Origin of the sequence: Candidatus Viridilinea mediisalina (assembly GCF_002532535.1) — a bacterium.
Lineage (GTDB): Bacteria > Chloroflexota > Chloroflexia > Chloroflexales > Chloroflexaceae > Viridilinea > Viridilinea mediisalina.
The window spans coordinates 1-18,496 of the sequence record NZ_NQWI01000099.1; the positions used below are offsets into that span (position 1 = coordinate 1).

The 18,496-nt window shown below is 59.9% G+C and carries 15 protein-coding genes; 12 read left to right on the forward strand and 3 right to left on the reverse strand.

The annotated features are described in order from the left end of the window. Positions 1-84: 84 nt before the first annotated feature. The 5 genes from CJ255_RS16620 (at position 85) to dnaB (ending at position 7,677) form a co-directional block, all read left to right on the forward strand. The gene (locus CJ255_RS16620) at positions 85-2,373 is read left to right on the forward strand and encodes a hypothetical protein (RefSeq protein WP_097645222.1); all 2,289 of its coding nucleotides are present in this window, start codon (positions 85-87) and stop codon (positions 2,371-2,373) included. 307 nt (positions 2,374-2,680) lie between these two features. Then, positions 2,681-3,727, forward strand: coding sequence for an ATP-binding protein (locus CJ255_RS16625; RefSeq protein WP_097645223.1), 1,047 nt, complete (start codon positions 2,681-2,683; stop codon positions 3,725-3,727). Positions 3,728-4,010: 283 nt separating this feature from the next. Next, entirely contained in the window at positions 4,011-4,175 is a 165-nt protein-coding gene (locus tag CJ255_RS23670; protein ID WP_165774765.1) for a hypothetical protein, read from the forward strand. Positions 4,176-4,577: 402 nt separating this feature from the next. Beyond that, positions 4,578-6,353: a hypothetical protein gene (locus CJ255_RS16630; protein WP_097645224.1), complete on the forward strand. Its 1,776-nt coding sequence runs from the start codon at positions 4,578-4,580 to the stop codon at positions 6,351-6,353. Beyond that, positions 6,337-7,677 carry a replicative DNA helicase gene (gene dnaB, locus CJ255_RS16635; RefSeq protein ID WP_097645225.1) on the forward strand — a complete coding sequence of 447 codons (1,341 nt, stop codon included), beginning with the start codon at positions 6,337-6,339 and terminating at the stop codon, positions 7,675-7,677. Before CJ255_RS16630 ends, dnaB begins: the two co-directional genes overlap by 17 nt. Before the next feature lie 409 nt (positions 7,678-8,086). On the opposite strand, the gene CJ255_RS16640 is transcribed toward dnaB, so the two are convergent. The 3 genes from CJ255_RS16640 to CJ255_RS16650 all read right to left on the reverse strand — a co-directional run bounded on the left by CJ255_RS16640 (position 8,087) and on the right by CJ255_RS16650 (position 11,665). Continuing rightward, positions 8,087-9,250 (reverse strand): ParB/RepB/Spo0J family partition protein, encoded by a 1,164-nt coding sequence (locus CJ255_RS16640; RefSeq protein ID WP_097645226.1) that lies wholly within the window; start codon positions 9,248-9,250, stop codon positions 8,087-8,089. After that, entirely contained in the window at positions 9,247-10,038 is a 792-nt protein-coding gene (locus CJ255_RS16645) for a ParA family protein (protein WP_097645227.1), read from the reverse strand. The genes CJ255_RS16640 and CJ255_RS16645 overlap by 4 nt, the downstream gene beginning before the upstream one ends. Before the next feature lie 322 nt (positions 10,039-10,360). Continuing rightward, positions 10,361-11,665: a PQQ-dependent sugar dehydrogenase gene (locus CJ255_RS16650; protein ID WP_097645233.1), complete on the reverse strand. Its 1,305-nt coding sequence runs from the start codon at positions 11,663-11,665 to the stop codon at positions 10,361-10,363. A gap of 93 nt (positions 11,666-11,758) precedes the next feature. Here CJ255_RS16650 and CJ255_RS16655 point away from each other — a divergent pair, with 93 nt between their 5' ends. The 7 genes from CJ255_RS16655 to hsp20 all read left to right on the forward strand — a co-directional run bounded on the left by CJ255_RS16655 (position 11,759) and on the right by hsp20 (position 18,431). Further along, positions 11,759-12,442, forward strand: a complete 684-nt coding sequence (locus CJ255_RS16655) for a DUF4351 domain-containing protein (RefSeq protein ID WP_165774766.1) — start codon at positions 11,759-11,761, stop codon at positions 12,440-12,442. A gap of 78 nt (positions 12,443-12,520) precedes the next feature. Then, positions 12,521-13,957, forward strand: coding sequence for an ATP-binding protein (locus tag CJ255_RS16660; RefSeq protein ID WP_165774767.1), 1,437 nt, complete (start codon positions 12,521-12,523; stop codon positions 13,955-13,957). 176 nt (positions 13,958-14,133) lie between these two features. Next, positions 14,134-14,349 carry a gas vesicle structural protein GvpA gene (gvpA, locus tag CJ255_RS16665; RefSeq protein ID WP_097645229.1) on the forward strand — a complete coding sequence of 72 codons (216 nt, stop codon included), beginning with the start codon at positions 14,134-14,136 and terminating at the stop codon, positions 14,347-14,349. 99 nt (positions 14,350-14,448) lie between these two features. Further along, positions 14,449-16,437 carry a helix-hairpin-helix domain-containing protein gene (locus tag CJ255_RS24155; RefSeq protein WP_217352468.1) on the forward strand — a complete coding sequence of 663 codons (1,989 nt, stop codon included), beginning with the start codon at positions 14,449-14,451 and terminating at the stop codon, positions 16,435-16,437. Between the two features lie 140 nt (positions 16,438-16,577). Continuing rightward, entirely contained in the window at positions 16,578-17,513 is a 936-nt protein-coding gene (gvpN, locus tag CJ255_RS16675; RefSeq protein WP_097645230.1) for a gas vesicle protein GvpN, read from the forward strand. A 55-nt stretch (positions 17,514-17,568) separates the two neighbouring features. Continuing rightward, positions 17,569-17,871: a hypothetical protein gene (locus CJ255_RS16680; RefSeq protein WP_097645231.1), complete on the forward strand. Its 303-nt coding sequence runs from the start codon at positions 17,569-17,571 to the stop codon at positions 17,869-17,871. 50 nt (positions 17,872-17,921) lie between these two features. Next, on the forward strand, positions 17,922-18,431 hold the full coding sequence (gene hsp20, locus CJ255_RS16685) for an archaeal heat shock protein Hsp20 (protein ID WP_097645232.1): 510 nt from the start codon (positions 17,922-17,924) through the stop codon (positions 18,429-18,431). Positions 18,432-18,496 lie beyond the last annotated feature (65 nt).

Here is an 18,496-nt window from a genome sequence, read left to right on the forward strand (position 1 = left end):
GGCTAGCAACCACCGCGCCGCTGGCTGAGCCTGTCGAAGCCAAGCGGCGCGGCCCAGAACTTCTTCGCGCTAACAAAGAGTTTTATGGACAATGATCAACGCACAACATTGGCACAACGCTTGCAACGGCGCGTGATGCGCCTCCTATTGCTGCACGATCAGCGCCTCTTTCGTGGTCAGTTTCGTACCTTCTACACCGGCAGCGAGATCGCTCGGAGTTTTGCCGACTATGATCGCTTCCTCCAGGTACGCATGCTCAGCGACGAATTGTTGGGCGACATTATGCCGCGCATTCGTCGCCAACTGAGCCTCCAAGCCGACCAAGCGCGGCTGGTTGAGGCTGCGCCGACGCGGGGCGAGATTGATTGGCCGCGTACCATGCAGCGTGGCTGGCAGGAACATCCCGAGCTGCCTCCGCTCACCTTTGTCACGCGCCTGCGCCAACGGAGCGCCATCACCCCTGAGAATCTCTTCACCGTTGCGCTCCTGCTCGACTACCAGAATCAGATGAAAAAACTGCGTAGCACACTGCTTGCAGATGCGCCCTTCACAACCGAAGAGGAGCAACTCCTCAGCGCCCACGCCGAGCAGGTCGAGCGCGAGTTGGCCGCTGCCTATGCTCGTGCGCTGCTGGAAGAGGCCCAGCACAGCGATGTTGACGCCTTGGCGCAGCAGGTGGCGGCGCGGCTCCGTCCGGGGCCAAACCCCTACCGCGATCTCTGCGCCTGGTGGGAGCGCTTCAGCCGCTTCAAAGTGGGACGCGGCACCGCCCGTCGTGGCCCAACACTGGCGCCTATGCGTCACGACGAAAAGGCCGATGCGTGGCTCTATGAACTCTGGATCATGCTGGAGTTGCTCCATCTGCTCGCCGACACGAAGGCACTACCGGAGGGCGCGGTGCAGGTTGGGCGCGACCGCCTCGCTACACCCTTCACATGGCAGGATGCGTTGCTCCAGATCAGCTACAACCGCCAGGATGAGCGTGTCACGGACGAACTGAGGGAATGGCAGAACGGGCCGGGGGTGCGCCCCGACTATGCCATTACGCGCCAACACGCCCTACCGGCACTCCAAGATCCTGCTGGGAACCTCATCTGGCGCGAGCCGCCGGTGCTGCTCGATGCCAAATACTACCTCGCGGGCAGCGATCTGGAACACACTTTTACCCATACCCATGGCCCAGTCAAAAAGCTGCTGGGCGACATGACGCTGCTCAACGCGAGCCAATGCCTGCTCTTCTTCCCCTTGCTCCCCGAACCAGAACTACCTGGCCCGCACGAGTCGCGCCTGATCGCCCGCCAAGCCACAAGCCATCATGACGGCCATGCGCTCCCGCTGGAGCTGCGGATCTACCGCATTGACCCACGCATGACGCTAGATGAACTACAGGCCCGCCTCCGCGCCATCCTCAATCACGTCAGCGCCCACCTCGCCGCCCGCCCCACAAGCATCACCTGCCAAGGTATCTGCCTCGACCCCGACTCGATCAATGCAAACGGCCAGCGCACAGCAACAGACGGGCAGATCCTCTGCCCCAAGCCCCACATTGGCCCCCACGTCTACGACCTTGTGAAGCCAAGCGACTGCCTACAGAACCACCAACGCTGCCATGTCATTGGCCAAGCGATCATCCCGCCCTACGTGCTGCGTGTCACCAACCAGCATGAGTTGCAGCAGCAGACGGCTGATCTGCGTCGCCAGCATGAAGCGCGTTTGCAGCAACACGCAGGCCAAAGCAACGACGAAGAGCAAGAGACCCAGGTCGAAGCGTTGCATAGCCACATCTTCACCAGCATCGGGCGTACCATTGAGCAATATGTGACCCTACGCGGCAACACCCAGAGCATTGAAGAACAACTCGAAACCTGGGTCTTTGGCCGCTACTGGCAGCACGACCCACGGGCACTGAGTCCGGCCACCCGCGAGATGCTCAAGAGTGGCGAATATGTCTGGCAAGAATATCTGCAGAGCACTGGGCTACAGGACTGGGCCGCGCCCGCGATCCAATACTGCCGTGCGCTGGAATGGGAACTCAAGCGGCGCTTCTTCCTCCATGCGCCCAAAGCCTTCAAGGTTGGCGGGGCCGGTTGGACCATCGGCACCCCGGTACACGCCCTACGCCACCGCAAAACCAACCAGAATGCCCGCAGCAACATGCAACTCCTCCTCAGCCTTATCGCACCAGAAGAGCAACGCAACCTCATCAGACAGCTTCACCGTCTCACAACCGTGCGCGAGACACGCAACGGTCTCGCGCACAGCCGCCCACTCAGCAAGAGCGAAGCGATCACGCTACGGGCGCTCATTCTCGGCAGCCGTGAACGGCTTGGCATCCTCTGCTGGCTCGCCGCGCATGGGCAGCCCGCACCGTAGCCAAACATGCTGACGAAATGGTTTGTTAGGGTAAGGTTTCAGGATACTTTAGGGAACTGGATGCCGACTAACGTCGGCACTCCAACGGTAAAGCTGAAAGGCCGTTTCTGAAACCTTCCCTAACAATGGTTTTCAAGCATGACATCAGACAGTTGGAGCATACCTTGCAGCCTCTGCCTAGATGAACTATGATACGTGCAGCAAAACAGCTCCGGTTATACCAAAATCTCCAATCTCCAATCTCCAATCTCCAATGGTATTACGCGGGTCTAGGCGCAGCGTATGCACCCAGTAGCCCCCCTGACTCATGACCCAACTCACCTATCTCGACTTGAATCGGCTCCAGAGTGTGGACAGCCTCCCTTTGCGGGGGGCGAGTACCACCATGATTGATATGGACAAGGTGGTGACCCACATTCGTGAGGCGTTGCGGCGCGGGCGCTACCGTGGGACGGATAATCCCGATCAGTATCTGCAAGAGCATGGCTGTGTGGCCTACGATGGCCCTGATCTGCTGCCCACGCTGGCCGGCATCCTCTGCTTTGGCCGTTCACCCCAAGCGGTGCTGCCCAAAGCTGTGGTTGACTTGGGCCACTACCGTGGTATTGATACGCTCTCGTATGAGGTCATGCACCTTGAGAAAGATATTGGCGGCACTATCTCCGATCAACTCTTACGGGTCGAAGCCTATCTGTGGACCAACACGCACCACGGGATGACGCTGGCCCCTGGCAGCCTCCAGCGCATTGAGATGCATGAGTATCCCCAAGCGGTCATCCGCGAACTAATTGTCAACATGCTGGCCCACCGCGACTATACCAATTTTCATGCGGCATCTCGCGTCTTTCTCTTTCGGAACCGCATTGAGTGGATCAGCCCCGGGGGCTTGCCCGATAACGTGACGGTCGAAAAGTTGCTCTCGACCCAGAACGCCCGCAATCCACGGGTGCTCGCCATTCTCTTTGAGGGTGGTTATGTCGAAGCAATTGGCCAGGGCCTCAAAACCGTCGTCGCCGATCTGAAGCGCTCCGAAATGGCCACGCCACAGTTTGAAGATACCGGCAGCGCCTTCCACGTTACCGTCTATGGCAAAGCGATTGACATCACCGCAGGCATCGGAATCTTCGCCAACCTCTCGGTCTCACAACGGCGCATCCTGGCCTTCATGCGCACCCGCATCAACGCACCGGCACGCGAGATCCATCGCCTCTTCCCGGCCCGCGCTGAACGCACAACCCAACGCGATCTGCGCGAAATGGTTGAGCTAGGCTTCCTCACCACCAGCGGCCACGCCCGTTCACTCCAGTACCATCTCGCCGAAGAGATCAGCAGTACTTCATCCTTCAATCAGTAATACCATTTACGATTGTAGATTGCAGATTGTAGATTGCAGATTGCCGCCCTACAACCCGCTGTTGGGGCTACGCCCCAAACCCCGTTTTCTGTTAGGCTTTGGGCCGCGCCGCTGGCTGAGCCTGTCGAAGCCAAACGGCGCGGCCCAGGGCTTTTTTGCGCTAACAAGATTTTTTAGGGGAAGCGAAGCCTCCCCCAAAGCCCCGCCGGGGGCTTAACTCATGCGTATGGGAAGCTGCTGCCCCGCCCAGACTCCTCAATAGAACGGCAAAAAACGCCCCTCAATGGCGACAATGGCGACAAAAAGTGTCGCCATTGTCGCCATTCTTTTTTTTCGTGTTGCTGGATACGCCAGCAACACGAAAAAAAAGGGGGTCAGTCAGCGCCGCGGTGGCTTCGAGAAGCACTGTGGTGGCTTCGACAAGCTCAGCCACCGCAGTGCTTCATGAAACATGGCAAATATTGCCATTATGAATTCAATATTCACCAACGTTTGCAATTGCCGCCACATTATATCGCATGCGTCGGTACGTGTCGGCTAAGGAAGGCGAAATTGGCGGCATACTGGCCCACTTTTGTCGGCATACGCTATTGAAAATGTCGGCATACTTTGCTAGGATCAGATTGAACACAACGAGCGAGGAATATGCAGCGAGAAAGTGCAATAATCCTCAATCATCTAAGCATAATGGCGGTGTAGAAAGAATACGTAGAGCAAATATATTGTAAGCTCCGAGATTAAAACCTCGTGATGGCGCACCGCTAGGCATAAATATACAACGGTTCAAGTTTCGCGTCGGCCTCTGGGCTGATGTGTTGGTTTCCTGTTGTCTGGTTTTTAGGAGTTTGCCATGTCGGCTTACCCAACCCCACAAAGCACCACCCCAAACCACGAGCGGCCCACAAGCACCACGGTGCCGCAACCCTCCACCTATGTCATGCTGCCGCGCCGCCTGATCGAGGATCTGCGCGATTCGCCCGCTGCCATTGGCGTCTATAGCCTGATTGGCCGCCTCTTCCTCGTGACAGGTCAGCCCATCCAGCTCTCGATTGGCGACCTTGAAGCCTTCGACCCTAATCTGAGCTATGGGGCCGGACGCCGCGCCATTGATCGCCTCGTTGCTGCCGGTTGGCTCCAGCGCCACGCTGAGGTTGGTGAGAAGTTTAGCTATCTGCCTACGTGGGGCCGCGTCAATGGTCTGCTCATCCCTTGGGATCGCACAGCACCACAGCTCGGCTGCCCGCGCCATGTTCATACCATCCGCCTGAATGACCAGCTCCTCGATGTCTGCATCGGGCGTCTGCGCCCCCATCCCTTCCATCGGGCCATGGTCGAACGCTACATGAGCAAGCCGCTGCTCAATCTGCGCGACATCGGTGCCTATGGCATGGCACTGCTTGGTCTGCCAATCAAGAGTTCCAACCTGCACCATCTGCGCCTCATTGATGCCTACAACCGCCCTAAACCGCTGCCCGATACCTACACCATCCTCGCCTTCGTCTCCCAAAGCTCCACCAACCAGCTCACCCTAGCCGGCTGGAAACGGCTTGGTATTCCGCTCACGCACCCTAAGCCGTTTGAGGGCCAAGCCATGCTTGTTATTCCGAAAGAGTTGATCGGTACGGTTCTCGATATAGAGATCGGCTTACAGGGTGATAAACCGATTGTTAGAACCGAAGATTCCGATCCCCTGCTCGATCAGGGGATCGCTGACCCAACCGCAGGGGTGATCGATCAGGGGATCGCTGATCCGATCGCAGGGGTGATCGGATCGTTTGAGCTAGATGAAACGAGTTTTAGCCCATTAGAACGCACTAAAACGGTAGTTGATCAGCCAACGTCGGGATCACACGGAGATCACGGAAACCTACCGATACACCGAGAATCCACCACCACAGTGAGTGCCAATGCGATTAGTGAGTGCTCTGCCGAACATGGTGGTGGTGGGAATGCAGATTCTTTGATCGCAACTATGCCCACAGAGGATCAGAACTCTGAGGCACATGCCGCGCCTGCTGATGACCCCACCAGGGCACCCGCAGCCGAGCTTCCTTCGGCCCAGGAACCGCCGCCCAGCAAACAGCCTGCCGCAGCCAACCCACGTAAACGCTACGGCTTACTTGCCAAGCCTGCTGCACCCGCGCCGGTCTATCGGGCTCCCACTGCGCCTGAGCAGCCAACCAGCCCAGCGGAGGCAGCCCCAGCGTCCCCCACTGCGCCTGAGCAGCCGAGCAGCCCAGCGCTCCCTGTTGCCCCCCGTGACAGCCCCAGCGCCAAGCGACTACGCCAGCTTGGGGTTCGTGCCGATGTTGCCGCAAAGTTGGCTACGCGCTCCCTCGATCAGGTGGAACGGGTGATTGCCCAAGCCGACAACCAAGCGGGCATCCGCGACCGTGCCGCTTGGGTGGTTTCGGCCCTGCGGGCTCTACCGGAGCGCGAGGATGCGCCTGCCGCTCCGCAGAAGGTGAGTGAACGGGCGATCCTGCTGCACCCTAAGATCAGCGGCTATGAGCGTATGCGCTGGCTCAACCGCTTCCGTAACGCCGATGCCGCCAAGCGCCCCGAGATTCTGCGTGAGTTCCTTGATCTGTACCCTTTGGAGCAAAACCATGCAAGCACCGCTTAGTCTGCCCTACGACATCGCTGCCGAACGGGCTACCCTGGGTTCGATCCTGCTCGAACGGGAAGCCATCATCGCCGTAGCCCCCTTCCTAGCACCAGCCCACTTCTACCTTGAGAAGCACGCGCTGATCTACGCAGCGCAGTTGGCCTGTTACCAGCGCCGCGAACCGCCCGACCTGGCGACCGTCGCGGCCCAATTGCGCTCGCAAAACCATTTAGAGCTCGTGGGGGGTATTGCCTTCTTAGGTGAGCTGGTGGTTGACGTACCCACAGCGGTGCATGTCGAGTACTATGCGCACATCGTGGAGCGCACTGCGGTCGGGCGTTCGCTAATTGAGGCGGGCGGGCGCGTGGTTGCATTGGGCTATGATGATAGCCGCCCCATCGAGGATCGCCTTGATCAAGCCGCCCAACAGATCTTGGAGGTGGCCGCAGCGCGCCAGGTGGGCCAAGATTTTCTGCCCCTCTCCCAAGTGGCCGGCGACTACCTTGAGGCGCTGCAATCCAGTATGGACGATGGCGATCTGCTGGGGCTCTCGACCGGCTACCCCGATCTCGATCAGATCACCCAGGGGCTCAAAGCGGGCGAACTGGTTGTCTTGGCGGCGCGCCCTGGTGTAGGCAAGACCGCTTTGGCGCTCTGTATGGCCTACCATGTGGCGCGGCGCGGCCATCGTGTCGGTATCTTCTCGCTCGAAATGGATCGGGAACTGCTCTTGCAGCGCTTGGTGGCGATGGAGTTGGGCGTTCCCACCACCCGTGTGCCACGCTTGCTGCGTCAGGGCAACCTCGAGGCCATTGGCGCCTTGGCCCGCGTAGCCGAGCTACCGATTCACATTGATCACACCCCTGCCTTGAATATCTTCGCTATCCGCGACCGGGCCCGCCGCCTGACCAACAGCAATCCGGTTGATCTCTGGATCGTAGACTACCTCCAGTTGGCTCAGAGCGAACACAGCGGCGACGACGAGGTTCGGCGCATCACCCATGTCTCGCAGGGGCTCACCAGCTTTGCGCGCGAGCAGCGCACCCCCGTGCTGGCCCTCTCGCAGCTCTCACGCGCCGTCGAGAGCCGTGCCAGCCGCATCCCCATGCTCTCCGACCTCCGTGGTTCGGGGAGTATCGAACAGGACGCCTCGCAGGTCTGGTTCATCTACCGCGACGAGCTCTACAACAACGAGAGCGACTGCCCCGGGATTGCCGAGCTGCATGTAGCCAAGCACCGCAACGGCGAGACCGGCGTAGCCTCGTTGCGTTTCGACCGGACGACGACGCGCTTTCATGCGCTGGAGAGGGAGGAGGTTTGTTCTCACCGCGCCGCTGGCTGAGCCTGTCGAAGCCACGCGTCGGGGTGGCTTCGACAGGCTCAGCGACCGAGTCAGCGCGTCGGGGTGGCTTCGACAGGCTCAGCGACCGAGTCAGCGCGTCGGGGTGGCTTCGACAGGCTCAGCGACCGAGTCAGCGCGTCGGGGTGGCTTCGACAGGCTCAGCGACCGAGTCAGCGCGTCGCTGGCTGAGCCTGTCGAAGCCACACGGCGCGGCCCAGTGCTCCTTCGCGCTAACAAAAATTTCTGCTTCCCTTAGTCGGCCTCTGGGGGGTGTCTGCGACCTCAGCCGACTAACGTCGGCACTACCTATGGCGCAAACTGTAAGGTGCCCTACCCCCATCCCTAACCACAAACTTCTCTGTGTCCTCTGTGCCTCTGTGGTAAAATTCTCTGTACCTCTCCTACACCTCTACGCATCCTCCAGTGCCTCATGCAATAACTGGGCTTGGTGCTGAAGCTCTTCAAGGCGGCGGCGCAATTCGGCGCTGGCTTGGGCGTCGAGTTCGTTGGCGCGTTCGCTGGCACGGCGTAGCTTGCGGCTGAAGCTGCTACAATCATCGAGCAGGCTCTGGTACCAGCGCGGGTTGGGGGCTTGAGGTGCGCCGCCGAGCAGTTCACTGTTGTTGGCGCGGGCGACAAGGCGGGCGACGGTGGCGGCGTCAATGCCGCTGCGCCGGGGCGACTCGACGCTACGGGTGGTCTCCTCTTCGGCCAATTGGCGACTACTCAGGGCCCGTTCGGCGGCGATGTCACGTAGGCGCTGGAGGATCTTGGCGCTCTGGGCGCTGCTCACCTGGCCTTGGTGCAGCGCATCAAGCAACGGCAGCAGTTGGCGCTCTTGCAAGCGCAGCAGCGCAACCATTTGCTGCTGTTCGGGCGGGAAGGCGAGCATACGCAGCAACTGGTAGGCCCGCGAGCGTTTGAGCTTCAGCTTGGTAGCCACCTCATGCACGGCGACCTGCTCGCCCCCCATGCGCTCCCGCAGATGCTGGAGTGTCCACGCACGCTCGATGTCACTAAAGCTCTCACGGGCCTCATTCTCGGCAAACTGGAGCGTGATGCGCTCCAGGGGATCGGGCGGATCGATCACAATCGCCTCAAGCTGGGGCAAGCCCACAAGCTGGGCGGCGGTCCAGCGGCGCTGGCCAATCAGAATCAGGTAGCGCGCCTCGGGCAATTCGGCGCTAGTGCCGGGGTAGACGACAATAGGTTGAATTTGGCGTTCACGCAGCGAGGCACCTAAGTCGCGCAGTTCGGCCACCAACTCTTCATATTCAGGCGGCGTTTCGCCCTTGACGACCAACTGGTCGGGCAGGGGCAGCATGCGGGGCTGACGCAGGTCAGGGCGCAGTTCGGGGGCAATGTGGGCCACCGGAAGCTGTTCGAGGTTACGGCCAGCCACCAGGCTCGCAAGCTTTGGCCCCAAGAAATGCTGACGCGCTTGGGCGCTCGGCTCGGCCTCGGGGCTGCCACTCGCTTCATTAGGGGCAGGCGCGGGCGCATTGCGAGCCCGCAACGCCAGGCGTTCCTTAATCGCCTGGGCCTGCTGATCATCAGCGCGGCGCTTACTCATGCTGGTACTCCATCAAGGGTCAAGAGCTCCTCGGCGAGCGCGAGGAAGACGCCACGCACGGCGTGTTCGTCGGGGCCATGGAAGCGGAAGACACTCTGTTGGCTGCCCGAAGCCAAGCGAATCAGCGCCCGCGAAGGAATCGTGGTCTTGAGCAGCGCATCGGCGTAGACCTCACTGAGCGCTTGGTCATAGGCGTGGTCGAGGGTGGCACGGGGGCTGTAGTTGTTGCGCAGCACCGAGAAGCCCTGCAACTGCGGGTTGAACTCCTGAGCCTGGGCAAGCGATTCAACCAGATCGCCAAGACTCTGGAGGACAAGATCAGCCGCCTGGACGGGCGCGATGCAGCGGGTGGCAGCGGCGAGGGCGGTAGCGAGGACGGGGCCACGGGCGGGGGCAAGATCGAGCACAACGACATCAGGCGTATAGCCGCTGCTCGCGGCCTGTTCAAGCGCCTTACGCAGCAGATAGATACCGCCGCCCATACTGCGCCCCAGCGTCTCAGGCAGACCAATCATATCCTTATGGGCAGGCAGCACATCCACCCCCTCCGCCGTCTGGCGCACCACCTGCTCAAGGCGGCGGCGCTGGCTCGCAATACCCAAAAAGGAATCCTCCACCGCAAGGCCATCGGGATCAAGCCCCAGCCAACGCGAAGCGTGGCGCTGGGCATCAAAATCAATCAGCAAAACATGCAGATCAAGCTTGGCAAAAGCCGCCGCGAGATTAACCGCCACCGAGGTCTTACCGACACCGCCCTTCTCATTGGCAATTGCATAGACATGGGTCATCAGAAACGGCCTTTCAGCTTTACTGTCGTAGTGCCGACTTTAGTCGGCATCCGGGGGCTGTCGGCGACCTTAGCCGACTAAAGTCGGCACTACCTATGGCGCAAACGGCAAAAAGACAGAAAAAAAATTTATCATAACTCGTATTCCCCCTATTCCAACAGTTTTGTTTTGGCGATTCAGGGCATTAGGACGGGCTAAAACGCCGAGTCCAATCAGTTGGACTCGGCACGATTGGACGGGAAATTACGTACGTTTTGTTTTGGCGATTCAGGGCATTAGGACGGGCTAAAACGCCGAGTCCAATCAGTTGGACTCGGCAGGTTCATCCGTGGACTAACGGCAGCCAAATTTGGCTCACTGGCGCATCAAGCAACAGACGATAGATCCCACCCCCACGGTCAACGAGGTAGAGTTCGCCCGCGACATCTTCGCCGAACGAGGTAGCCTGTAGGGTGGTGCGGCCAGCTACACGGTTCTGCCAACCATCGGCTTCGGCGCGGAGTACCCAGAGGTGGCCGGAGCAATAGTCGGTGTAGAGGTAGGTACCTTGGAGGGCGGGGTAGCGCATACCGCGATAGACATAGCCGCCGGTGATCGAACAGCCCCCTTCCGCCGCACGGTGCAGGTAGTGCGCGACCGGCAACTCAAGGCCGGTAGGATCGCAATCGGCAGGCTCATAGCAAGCGGTACCCTCCATCATGCGCCAGCCATAGTTCTCACCGCCGCGACTGGAGGCAGGCTGGAAATTGACCTCTTCCTGGGCATTTTGGCCCACATCAGCAATAAAGAGATCGCCGGTGGCGCGGTCGAAGGAGAAGCGCCAGGGGTTACGCAGACCATAGGCCCAGATTTCGGGACGAGCATCAGGCTGGTCAACGAAGGGATTATCGGCGGGCACCGCATATGGTTCAGCGCCGTCCACATCAATGCGGAGCAACTTGCCCAGCAGATTACTCAGAGTCTGTGCATTGTTCCAGGGATCGCCGGCGCGCCCGCCGTCACCCGTGCCAATGTAGAGGTAGCCATCAGGCCCAAATTTAAGCAGCCCGCCATTATGGTTCGAGGCAGGCTGTTCGATCTGAAGGAGCACCAGGGCACTCGCAGGATCGGCCCGCTCAGGATCATTGGGGTCAAGTTGATAGCGCGCCACCACCGTATCACCCTGCAGGTCGGTATAGTTCACAAAGAACCAACCAAGCTCCGCGAAGCGCGGATGGAACGCAACGCTCAACAACCCCTGCTCATTAGCCGCCGAACCCACCAGGTCAACAAGATCCAAGAAGGGCTCAGGATCGCGCACCCCAGCACGCAGCACCCAAATCCGCCCATCCTGCTCAACCACAAAGAGCCGCTCATCGCCCGCGTGGGTCACTTGGGTCGGCAAACTAAACCCATCGGCAACCAGTTCAATCTGCAGACTGAGATCCATCAGGGATGGCGCAAGCACCTCGGTTGGGGTAGGCAGTGGCATGGTTGCCGCAGCCGTTGCGCTAGGCGGAGTGACCAGGGCGGTAGGCGGCGCCACAGTGGCGAGTTGAACCGTTGGCGTACTCGCTTGACCTAAGCTGCCACAACTACTCAGGAGCAGGGCAAGCAGCACGAGTACAAAGATTTTATGATAATGCATAAAAATATTATAGAGGTACAGAGATGCCACGTCAATACATCATATTCACCAAAAACCGTATCTTTTGACCCTGGGCCGGGCAGTGACCGCCCCATGCCCATCCGCATGCTTGACTACCAGACACGCCTTGCCATGATCTATCGTGATCGTCCGACCTACAGTGTGGTATGGTATGTAGGGGGAGTGGGTGCACGCGATGAAGGTCAGCATGAACGCACCGATCTGGAGCGTCATACGTACCTCGCGTGGCGCTACCGTGTCATTCGGCTTTGGCAACTGGATGGTGAGGCGCTCTTGGCGCTGCAACGCCCAGCGTTGCTGGCGTTGATCGGCCAGACACGCCTGCGCGATCCCAAACCCATCCTCACCCAAGCGGTGCGCCAGATCATAGCGAGTACCAGTGGCGAGCGCCAAGCGCAACTCTTAGCCGAATTCCTCCTCTTATGCACCGATAAGGAGATCTCCGCAATGGCTGAACAGATTATTCGTTATGACCGCTACGGTATTCCCGAATCCCCCCTGATCAGCAAGTGGCGGGAAGAGGGCCGTATCGAAGGGAAGGAAGAGGGCCGTATCGAAGGGAAGGAAGAGGGCCGTGAAGAGGGGCAGTTGCAGTTGTTACTCCGCCTGCTCACCCAGCGCTATGGCCCCCTGAGTGCAACACTGACAGCCCAGGTAAAAGCGCTCACCTCGGCCCAAGTGCTTGATCTGGCCGCAGCGCTGTTCGATTTCACCAGCCGTGATGACCTCGAAGCATGGTTGGTGCAGCACGGCTAGACCACGCATGCCGCAAAAGAGCCATCGCTAGAGTATAATACTCTAGCGATGGCTCTTTTTACTTGTCGGAGGCTACCGATGTTTGTCAATCGCAAAACGGAGTTGGCCCAGCTTGACGGGCTGCTCCGGCGCGGGCGCGGCGAGTTGTTGTTACTCTATGGGCGACGGCGGGTGGGCAAGACAGCGCTTCTGCGTGAGTGGGCCAGCCGAACGGGGGTGGCGTGGAGCTACTGGATGGCGCAGAAGGAGCCAGCCGAGCTACAGCGGCGGCGTTTGGCCGCGACGTTGCGGGGGCGACCACCTGCCGCAGGCGGTGGCCCCATCTTCCCAAGTTGGTCGGATCTCTGGGATGATGCAGCGGCGCTCCTGCGCAGGGATCGCCACATCCTGATCCTTGATGAGTTGCCCTGGGCGGTTGAAGCTGATGGGGCCATGCTTTCGGCCTTGCAGTATGCCTGGGACATCCATTGGCAGCATGGGCAATTGATCCTCGTTCTCTGTGGCTCGCAGATTCGCACCATGGAGACCATCCTCAGTCAGCAGACGCCGCTCTTTGGACGGCTAACGGCCCAATACTATTTGCAACCCTTGGCATTTGGCGCATTGCGCCACTTCTTTCCTAGCTGGAGTCCTGAGGCCCAGGTGGCCACCTATGCCATGCTTGGCGGGGTGCCTCAATACCTCACATGGTTTGAGCCTGAGCGCACACTGGTCGAGAATATCCGGGGGGCGCTGCTTGCGCCGATGAGTGTTGCCCTAGCCGAAATAGAGCTGCTTTTGGCCGATGAGGTGCGCGATCTGCGTACCTATTTGGCCGTACTCAACGCCATTGGGGAAGGGCAGCATACCCTCAAGGCCATTGCTGATACTACCTTTACCGCTTCAACCAACCTGACCAAATATCTCGCAGTGTTGCAAGAGCTTCGGCTGGTAGAGCGGCGCATTCCGGCGACGGTACACCCCTCCATGCGTCATCGCTCGAAACAGGGGCGTTACCACCTCACCGATCCGTTTCACCGCTTCTACTTTCGCTTTTTGCGCCCCCACCAGGCCGAGATAGCCTATCAGCCTGATCAGGTATTGGCCCACATCCAGGCCGGGCTACGCGCCTTTGTAGGCCAAACCGCATGGGAGGAGTTAGCGCGGGCTTGGGTGCAAGCCCAAGGCGCATGTGGTGCGCTCCCCTTTGCCCCAGAGGTGATCGGCAGCCATTGGGATCGCCGCGTCCAGAGCGATGTAGTGGCCCTCAGTTGGCGCGAACGCACCATGCTGATCGGTGAGTGCAAATGGGGCGCTGAGCCAGTGAACCGCCAAACGCTACGCCACCTCCTTGAGCAGACCATCCCCAAGACCTTGGCCGCCTTACCGGATGGCGGCCAAGGTTGGCGTGTCATCCCAGCGCTCTTTGCGCGTGCTGGCACCACCCCCGATGCGCTCGCATTACTTCAGGAACACCAAGGGCTGCATGTGGATTTGGCGCGCCTCTATGCCGCCTTGGGCGATGCGGAGGAATGAGCAACGGGGTTTGCGGGCGCTAGCCCGCAAACCCCCTGGTGGGCTCCATGCACAAAAACCTAACGAGAGCCTAACGCTACTCTTGCGTAGCACTAACAGCGCTACCGTGCAGTTTGCGGTGTAATAATGCATGGGCCGTTTTAAGGCCATAATGCTAGCAACACAGGAGGGACAACATGGCCGTTGAGAAGGTAAATGCATCCAGTAGCCTGGCCGAGGTGGTGGATCGCATCCTGGACAAAGGTATCGTGATTGATGCCTGGGCCCGCGTGTCGCTGGTCGGGATTGAGCTGCTCGCCATTGAGGCGCGCATCGTGATCGCTGGGGTTGATACCTACCTCAAGTACGCCGAGGCCGTTGGTCTCACCGCCGCTTCCGCTGCGCCAGCTTAGGCCAGGGTTCGCTGGTTTGTCTGGTGAGGGGAGCGTTGCTCCCTTCACCGGACGCCTCAAAGCAATGATGCTACTTGACGATAGCGGAGGAGTTTGGTGGTGAATCGTAATGTCTATTACAACGCTACGCGCAATCGTCCTGCTCATCGCCAGCGTACCCAGGAGTTGCGTAGGCTGCGGGCTGCTACCCACGCCCAACTCCAAGCGTATCAGGGTGAGCGTCAGCAGGCGGCGGTTGAACATGCTGAAGAGCGCCAAGCGGTGGTTGTGCAGCGTCAGGCTGAGGTGGTTGAACAGCTTACGGCCCTCGATCTGGTTCATGAGCGTGCCGCGCAAGCCGAGCGTGAGCGCCGCGCCGCTGCGTTTGCTCAGTTGCGCTCGACGGTGGCCCAGCAGCTTGAGTTGACTACCGCTGCCCGGTTGAGCCTGGCAGAATTGGAGCAGCAACGCCGCGCTGTGAGCTATGAAGCCCTTCAGGCTGCGGTCGCGCAGCGTTTGGAGTTGACCACTGCGGCCCGCGTGCGTTTGGCTGAGTTGGAACGTGAACGGCGTGCTGAAGCCTATGCGATCCTGCGTGCTGCGGTAGCTGAACGGCTTGAGTTGACCACTGCGGCCCGCGTGCGTTTGGCTGAGTTGGAACGTGAACGGCGTGCTGAGGTCTATCAGGATCTGCGTGAGCAGGTGGCCCACCGTTTGGAATTGACGACTGCCGCTCGCCTTGAGTTGGCCGAGCGTGAGCGTGAGCAGCGTGCGACAACCTATGAGGCTCTGCAGGTTGCAGTGGCCCAACATCTGCAATGGATCACTGCGGCCCGTGTGAGTTTGGCTGAATTAGAGCAGCAGCGCCGTGTGGCTGAGTATGCCGAGCTACGGAGTGCTGTTGACCAGCACCTTGAGCAGCTTACCGCCGCTCGGGTGCGCTTGGCTGAATTGGAGCAGCAGCGCCGTGTGGCTGACTATGCCGAGTTACGCAGTGCCGTTGACCAGCAGCTTGAGCAGATGACGGCTGCGCGAACCCGTTTGGCTGAACTGGAGCAGCAGCGCCGCGCTGAGGACTATACGGTGCTCCATGCTGCTGTGGCGCGCCAGCTTGAACAGTTGGCTAGTGTCCGGCAGCAGCAGGCGGAGACCTTGCGCCAGACCCTAACCCATGATCGCCAGGTTCTCCAGGAGGCGGTGGCTGAGCAGTTGGCTCAGTATCGTATCCCGCTGGAGCTTGATGATGATGAGCTAGAGGCGGAACCGTTACGCCCTGCGCCTAAGCCAGCCGCCCCCGCGCCCAAGCCCGCCCCCGTTGCGAAAGCCGCCCCTGCGCCCAAGCCCGCCCCCGTTGCGAAAGCCGCCCCCGCGCCCAAGCCCGCCCCGGAACCCAAAGCTCCCGTGAGTACCAAGGCACCAGCCGCCACCCAAGTGCAGGTTGAGCCCAAAGCGCAAGCGGAGCTAACCCCGCCAACGCCGCGCCTCAACCAAGGGGGCATTATTGCCTACGCCCAAATGGCGCGGGTCTCGATTTTGCAGGCGCTCGAAAGCGAAGGCAATGGAGGGATTGACAGCTACATTGATGGCTTGGCCAAAAACATCAACGAACTGATTGATCTCGTGGCAACCACCCACCTTGGTGCATCAGAGAGCGACCGGGTACGTCTGGGTGAGAGTGTGGATGGGGTGCGGCGCAATCTGCTGGCTCTGAACAATGACATTGAGACCCTACCCTTCCCTTCGAGTCCGCGTCAACAGCAGTGGGTTTCCAGCCAAGTGGAACGCCTGCGCCAACGCATCACCCCGCTGCTCCAAGCGCTCGATGCGGCTGCCCGGAATTTGGGCGAAGCTGATGCCCCGGCGCAGCTTGCTGGTGGTGAAGCGACCGGCGGACGCCAGGGCCGTTCCTACCGCGATAACCTGACGGTGATCAATGGTATTGGTGCTACAACCCAGCAACGCCTCAACCAGTCAGGTATCTCGACCTTTATCCAATTGGCACTGAGTACGCCCGCTGAGCTACGTCAACTCTTGGGTGAACTTGGACGCAACGCTGATGTTGAGGCATGGATCGCCCAAGCCCAAGCCTTGGCCGATCTGCCCCAATAATGCTGGTTGGGAGGATGCGAGGGAACCTGGTTCCCTCGCATCCTCCCGCGGTCTGGCGGCGCATGGGGCTTGCCCCTAGATTCCCTATAAAAACTACAAATCCTAGTTACCCCCCCCCTCAACTCTCAGAGAGCAATTCTATGACCAGTGTGGCACGCTCCAAAGCCGCTGCGGCGAAAGCAACCTTAGCTGTACGCCCGAGTGCGGGCTTTGTCTCTACCGGCGAACTGCGGGCAATTAGTGAACGGGCGCTTTCCTACCTGCAGGTTGGCTTCCCAGTGCATTTTCGTGGGCCAGCCGGTACGGGTAAGACCACCTTGGCGATGCATGTCGCCGCCCAGTTGGGTCGCCCCGTGATGCTGATTGTGGGCGATGAGGAGTTTACCGCCTCCGATCTGATCGGTGGTCAGACCGGCTATAGCTACCGGCGGGTGGTGGATCGCTTCATCCATTCGGTGGTTAAGTATGAAGAGGATGCGGTGCAGCGCTGGGTGGATAATCGCCTGACAACCGCGTGCCGTGAGGGGTATACCCTGATCTACGATGAGTTCACCCGCTCGCGCCCCGAAGCCAATAATGTGCTGCTTACGGTACTCGAAGAGCGCATGTTGGTGCTGCCAACCATGACACGCAGCGAATCGTATATTAAAGTGCATCCTGAGTTCCGCGCTATCTTTACGAGTAACCCGCAAGAGTATGCCGGTGTTCATGGGGCTCAAGATGCCTTGAGTGATCGCTTGATTACGATTGATCTCAACTTCTATGATCGTGAGACCGAGGCGGCGATTATTACGGCGGGGGCGGGGGCGCATCCTTCCACGGCACTTGCAGTGGTAGACGTTGTGCATGCCCTGCGTGCCAGTGGCGCCTACAGCCAGATGCCCACCATGCGGGCGGCCTTGATGATTGCGAAGGTGCTGACTGAGCGCAATATTCAACCTTCTGCCGATAACCCCGCTTTTGTGACGCTCTGTTTTGATGTGTTGGCCTCAAAATTGAAGTATAGCAGTGACCGAGAACAGCGTGAGCAGCAGCGCCAGTTGTTGCTTGATCTGATCCGACGCTACTGTAGTTAACCTGGGCTGTCATGGGAACACGAGGTTTTCCCATGGTTCCCCAAACCAAAGCTCTATGAAACGCAACTCCTCTGCACTACGCTCAATTCCACAAGCAACCCCTGGGCGGACGCCGGGGTTTGGGCGTGGCCAAGTGCCCTCCACGACCGCTATCTCGCGCTTGGAGCAGGAACGTGCCCGCCTCGAGCAGGAATTGACCGTCTGGCGCACCCACGAGGCGCGGGTCAGTAGCCGCATTGCGGCCATTGATGCCCAATTGGCCCGTCTGCGCCACCCTGCGGGCGAGCCTGCGGCCCCTCCCCCCGATACGCCAACTCCAGCGCCTGAAGGGTCGGGGGGGATGGTGTTTGAGTATTAGAAGAACAGAAGAACAGAGGAACGGAAGAACAGAGGAACGGAGGCCCTGCTATGAGTGATGATCAACAGCACGACCGCCGTGCTTCAAGCTCCGGACTCGGGGGCATTGTCAAGGGGCTGGGGGATATGCTCAATATTTTGGCCGATCTGGCCGAACGTGCCCCTACTGAGGTACAACGCCAGGGAAGTATCCCCCCTGGTTCGAACGACCGCTCGCGGGCGGTGTATGGCTTTACGGTGCGTACTGGCATCAGCGGCCCGCCACGGGTCGAACGCTTTGGCAATGTCCGCTCGACGCCCAGTGGCCCGGAGGTGGCCCCCGTGCGCGAGCCGCTGGTTGATCTCTTCGATGAGGATAGCGAGCTGCTCGTGATTGCCGAACTACCCGGTGTGGATGATAACGAAGTCGAGGTGACGGTTGAGGGCATGAGTCTCATGCTCACCACCAATGGTGAACGGCGCTACGCCAAAGAACTCGCCCTCCCCGCGCCGGTCGATCCCGCATCGCTGCAACGCACCTACCGCAATGGCATCCTTGAGTTGCGTGTGCGAAAGGTGTAGTGCTATAGCCCTTCAGGTAAAGCATTGCAAAAGGGAGGGGTTCGGGGAGGGCGAAGCCCTCCCCG

Bases quoted from the DNA above. Each gene is read 5' to 3' on its own strand.
- gvpA (WP_097645229.1), top strand. From the start codon at position 14,134: ATGGCCGTTGAGAAGGTAAATGCATCCAGTAGCCTGGCCGAGGTGGTG.
- CJ255_RS16650 (WP_097645233.1), bottom strand. From the start codon at position 11,665: ATGCATTATCATAAAATCTTTGTACTCGTGCTGCTTGCCCTGCTCCTG.
- CJ255_RS16645 (WP_097645227.1), bottom strand. From the start codon at position 10,038: ATGACCCATGTCTATGCAATTGCCAATGAGAAGGGCGGTGTCGGTAAG.
- CJ255_RS23670 (WP_165774765.1), top strand. From the start codon at position 4,011: ATGGCGACAATGGCGACAAAAAGTGTCGCCATTGTCGCCATTCTTTTT.
- CJ255_RS16630 (WP_097645224.1), top strand. From the start codon at position 4,578: ATGTCGGCTTACCCAACCCCACAAAGCACCACCCCAAACCACGAGCGG.
- dnaB (WP_097645225.1), top strand. From the start codon at position 6,337: ATGCAAGCACCGCTTAGTCTGCCCTACGACATCGCTGCCGAACGGGCT.
- CJ255_RS16680 (WP_097645231.1), top strand. From the start codon at position 17,569: ATGAAACGCAACTCCTCTGCACTACGCTCAATTCCACAAGCAACCCCT.
- gvpN (WP_097645230.1), top strand. From the start codon at position 16,578: ATGACCAGTGTGGCACGCTCCAAAGCCGCTGCGGCGAAAGCAACCTTA.
- CJ255_RS16620 (WP_097645222.1), top strand. From the start codon at position 85: ATGGACAATGATCAACGCACAACATTGGCACAACGCTTGCAACGGCGC.
- CJ255_RS16625 (WP_097645223.1), top strand. From the start codon at position 2,681: ATGACCCAACTCACCTATCTCGACTTGAATCGGCTCCAGAGTGTGGAC.
- CJ255_RS16640 (WP_097645226.1), bottom strand. From the start codon at position 9,250: ATGAGTAAGCGCCGCGCTGATGATCAGCAGGCCCAGGCGATTAAGGAA.
- hsp20 (WP_097645232.1), top strand. From the start codon at position 17,922: ATGAGTGATGATCAACAGCACGACCGCCGTGCTTCAAGCTCCGGACTC.
- CJ255_RS16660 (WP_165774767.1), top strand. From the start codon at position 12,521: ATGTTTGTCAATCGCAAAACGGAGTTGGCCCAGCTTGACGGGCTGCTC.
- CJ255_RS16655 (WP_165774766.1), top strand. From the start codon at position 11,759: ATGCCCATCCGCATGCTTGACTACCAGACACGCCTTGCCATGATCTAT.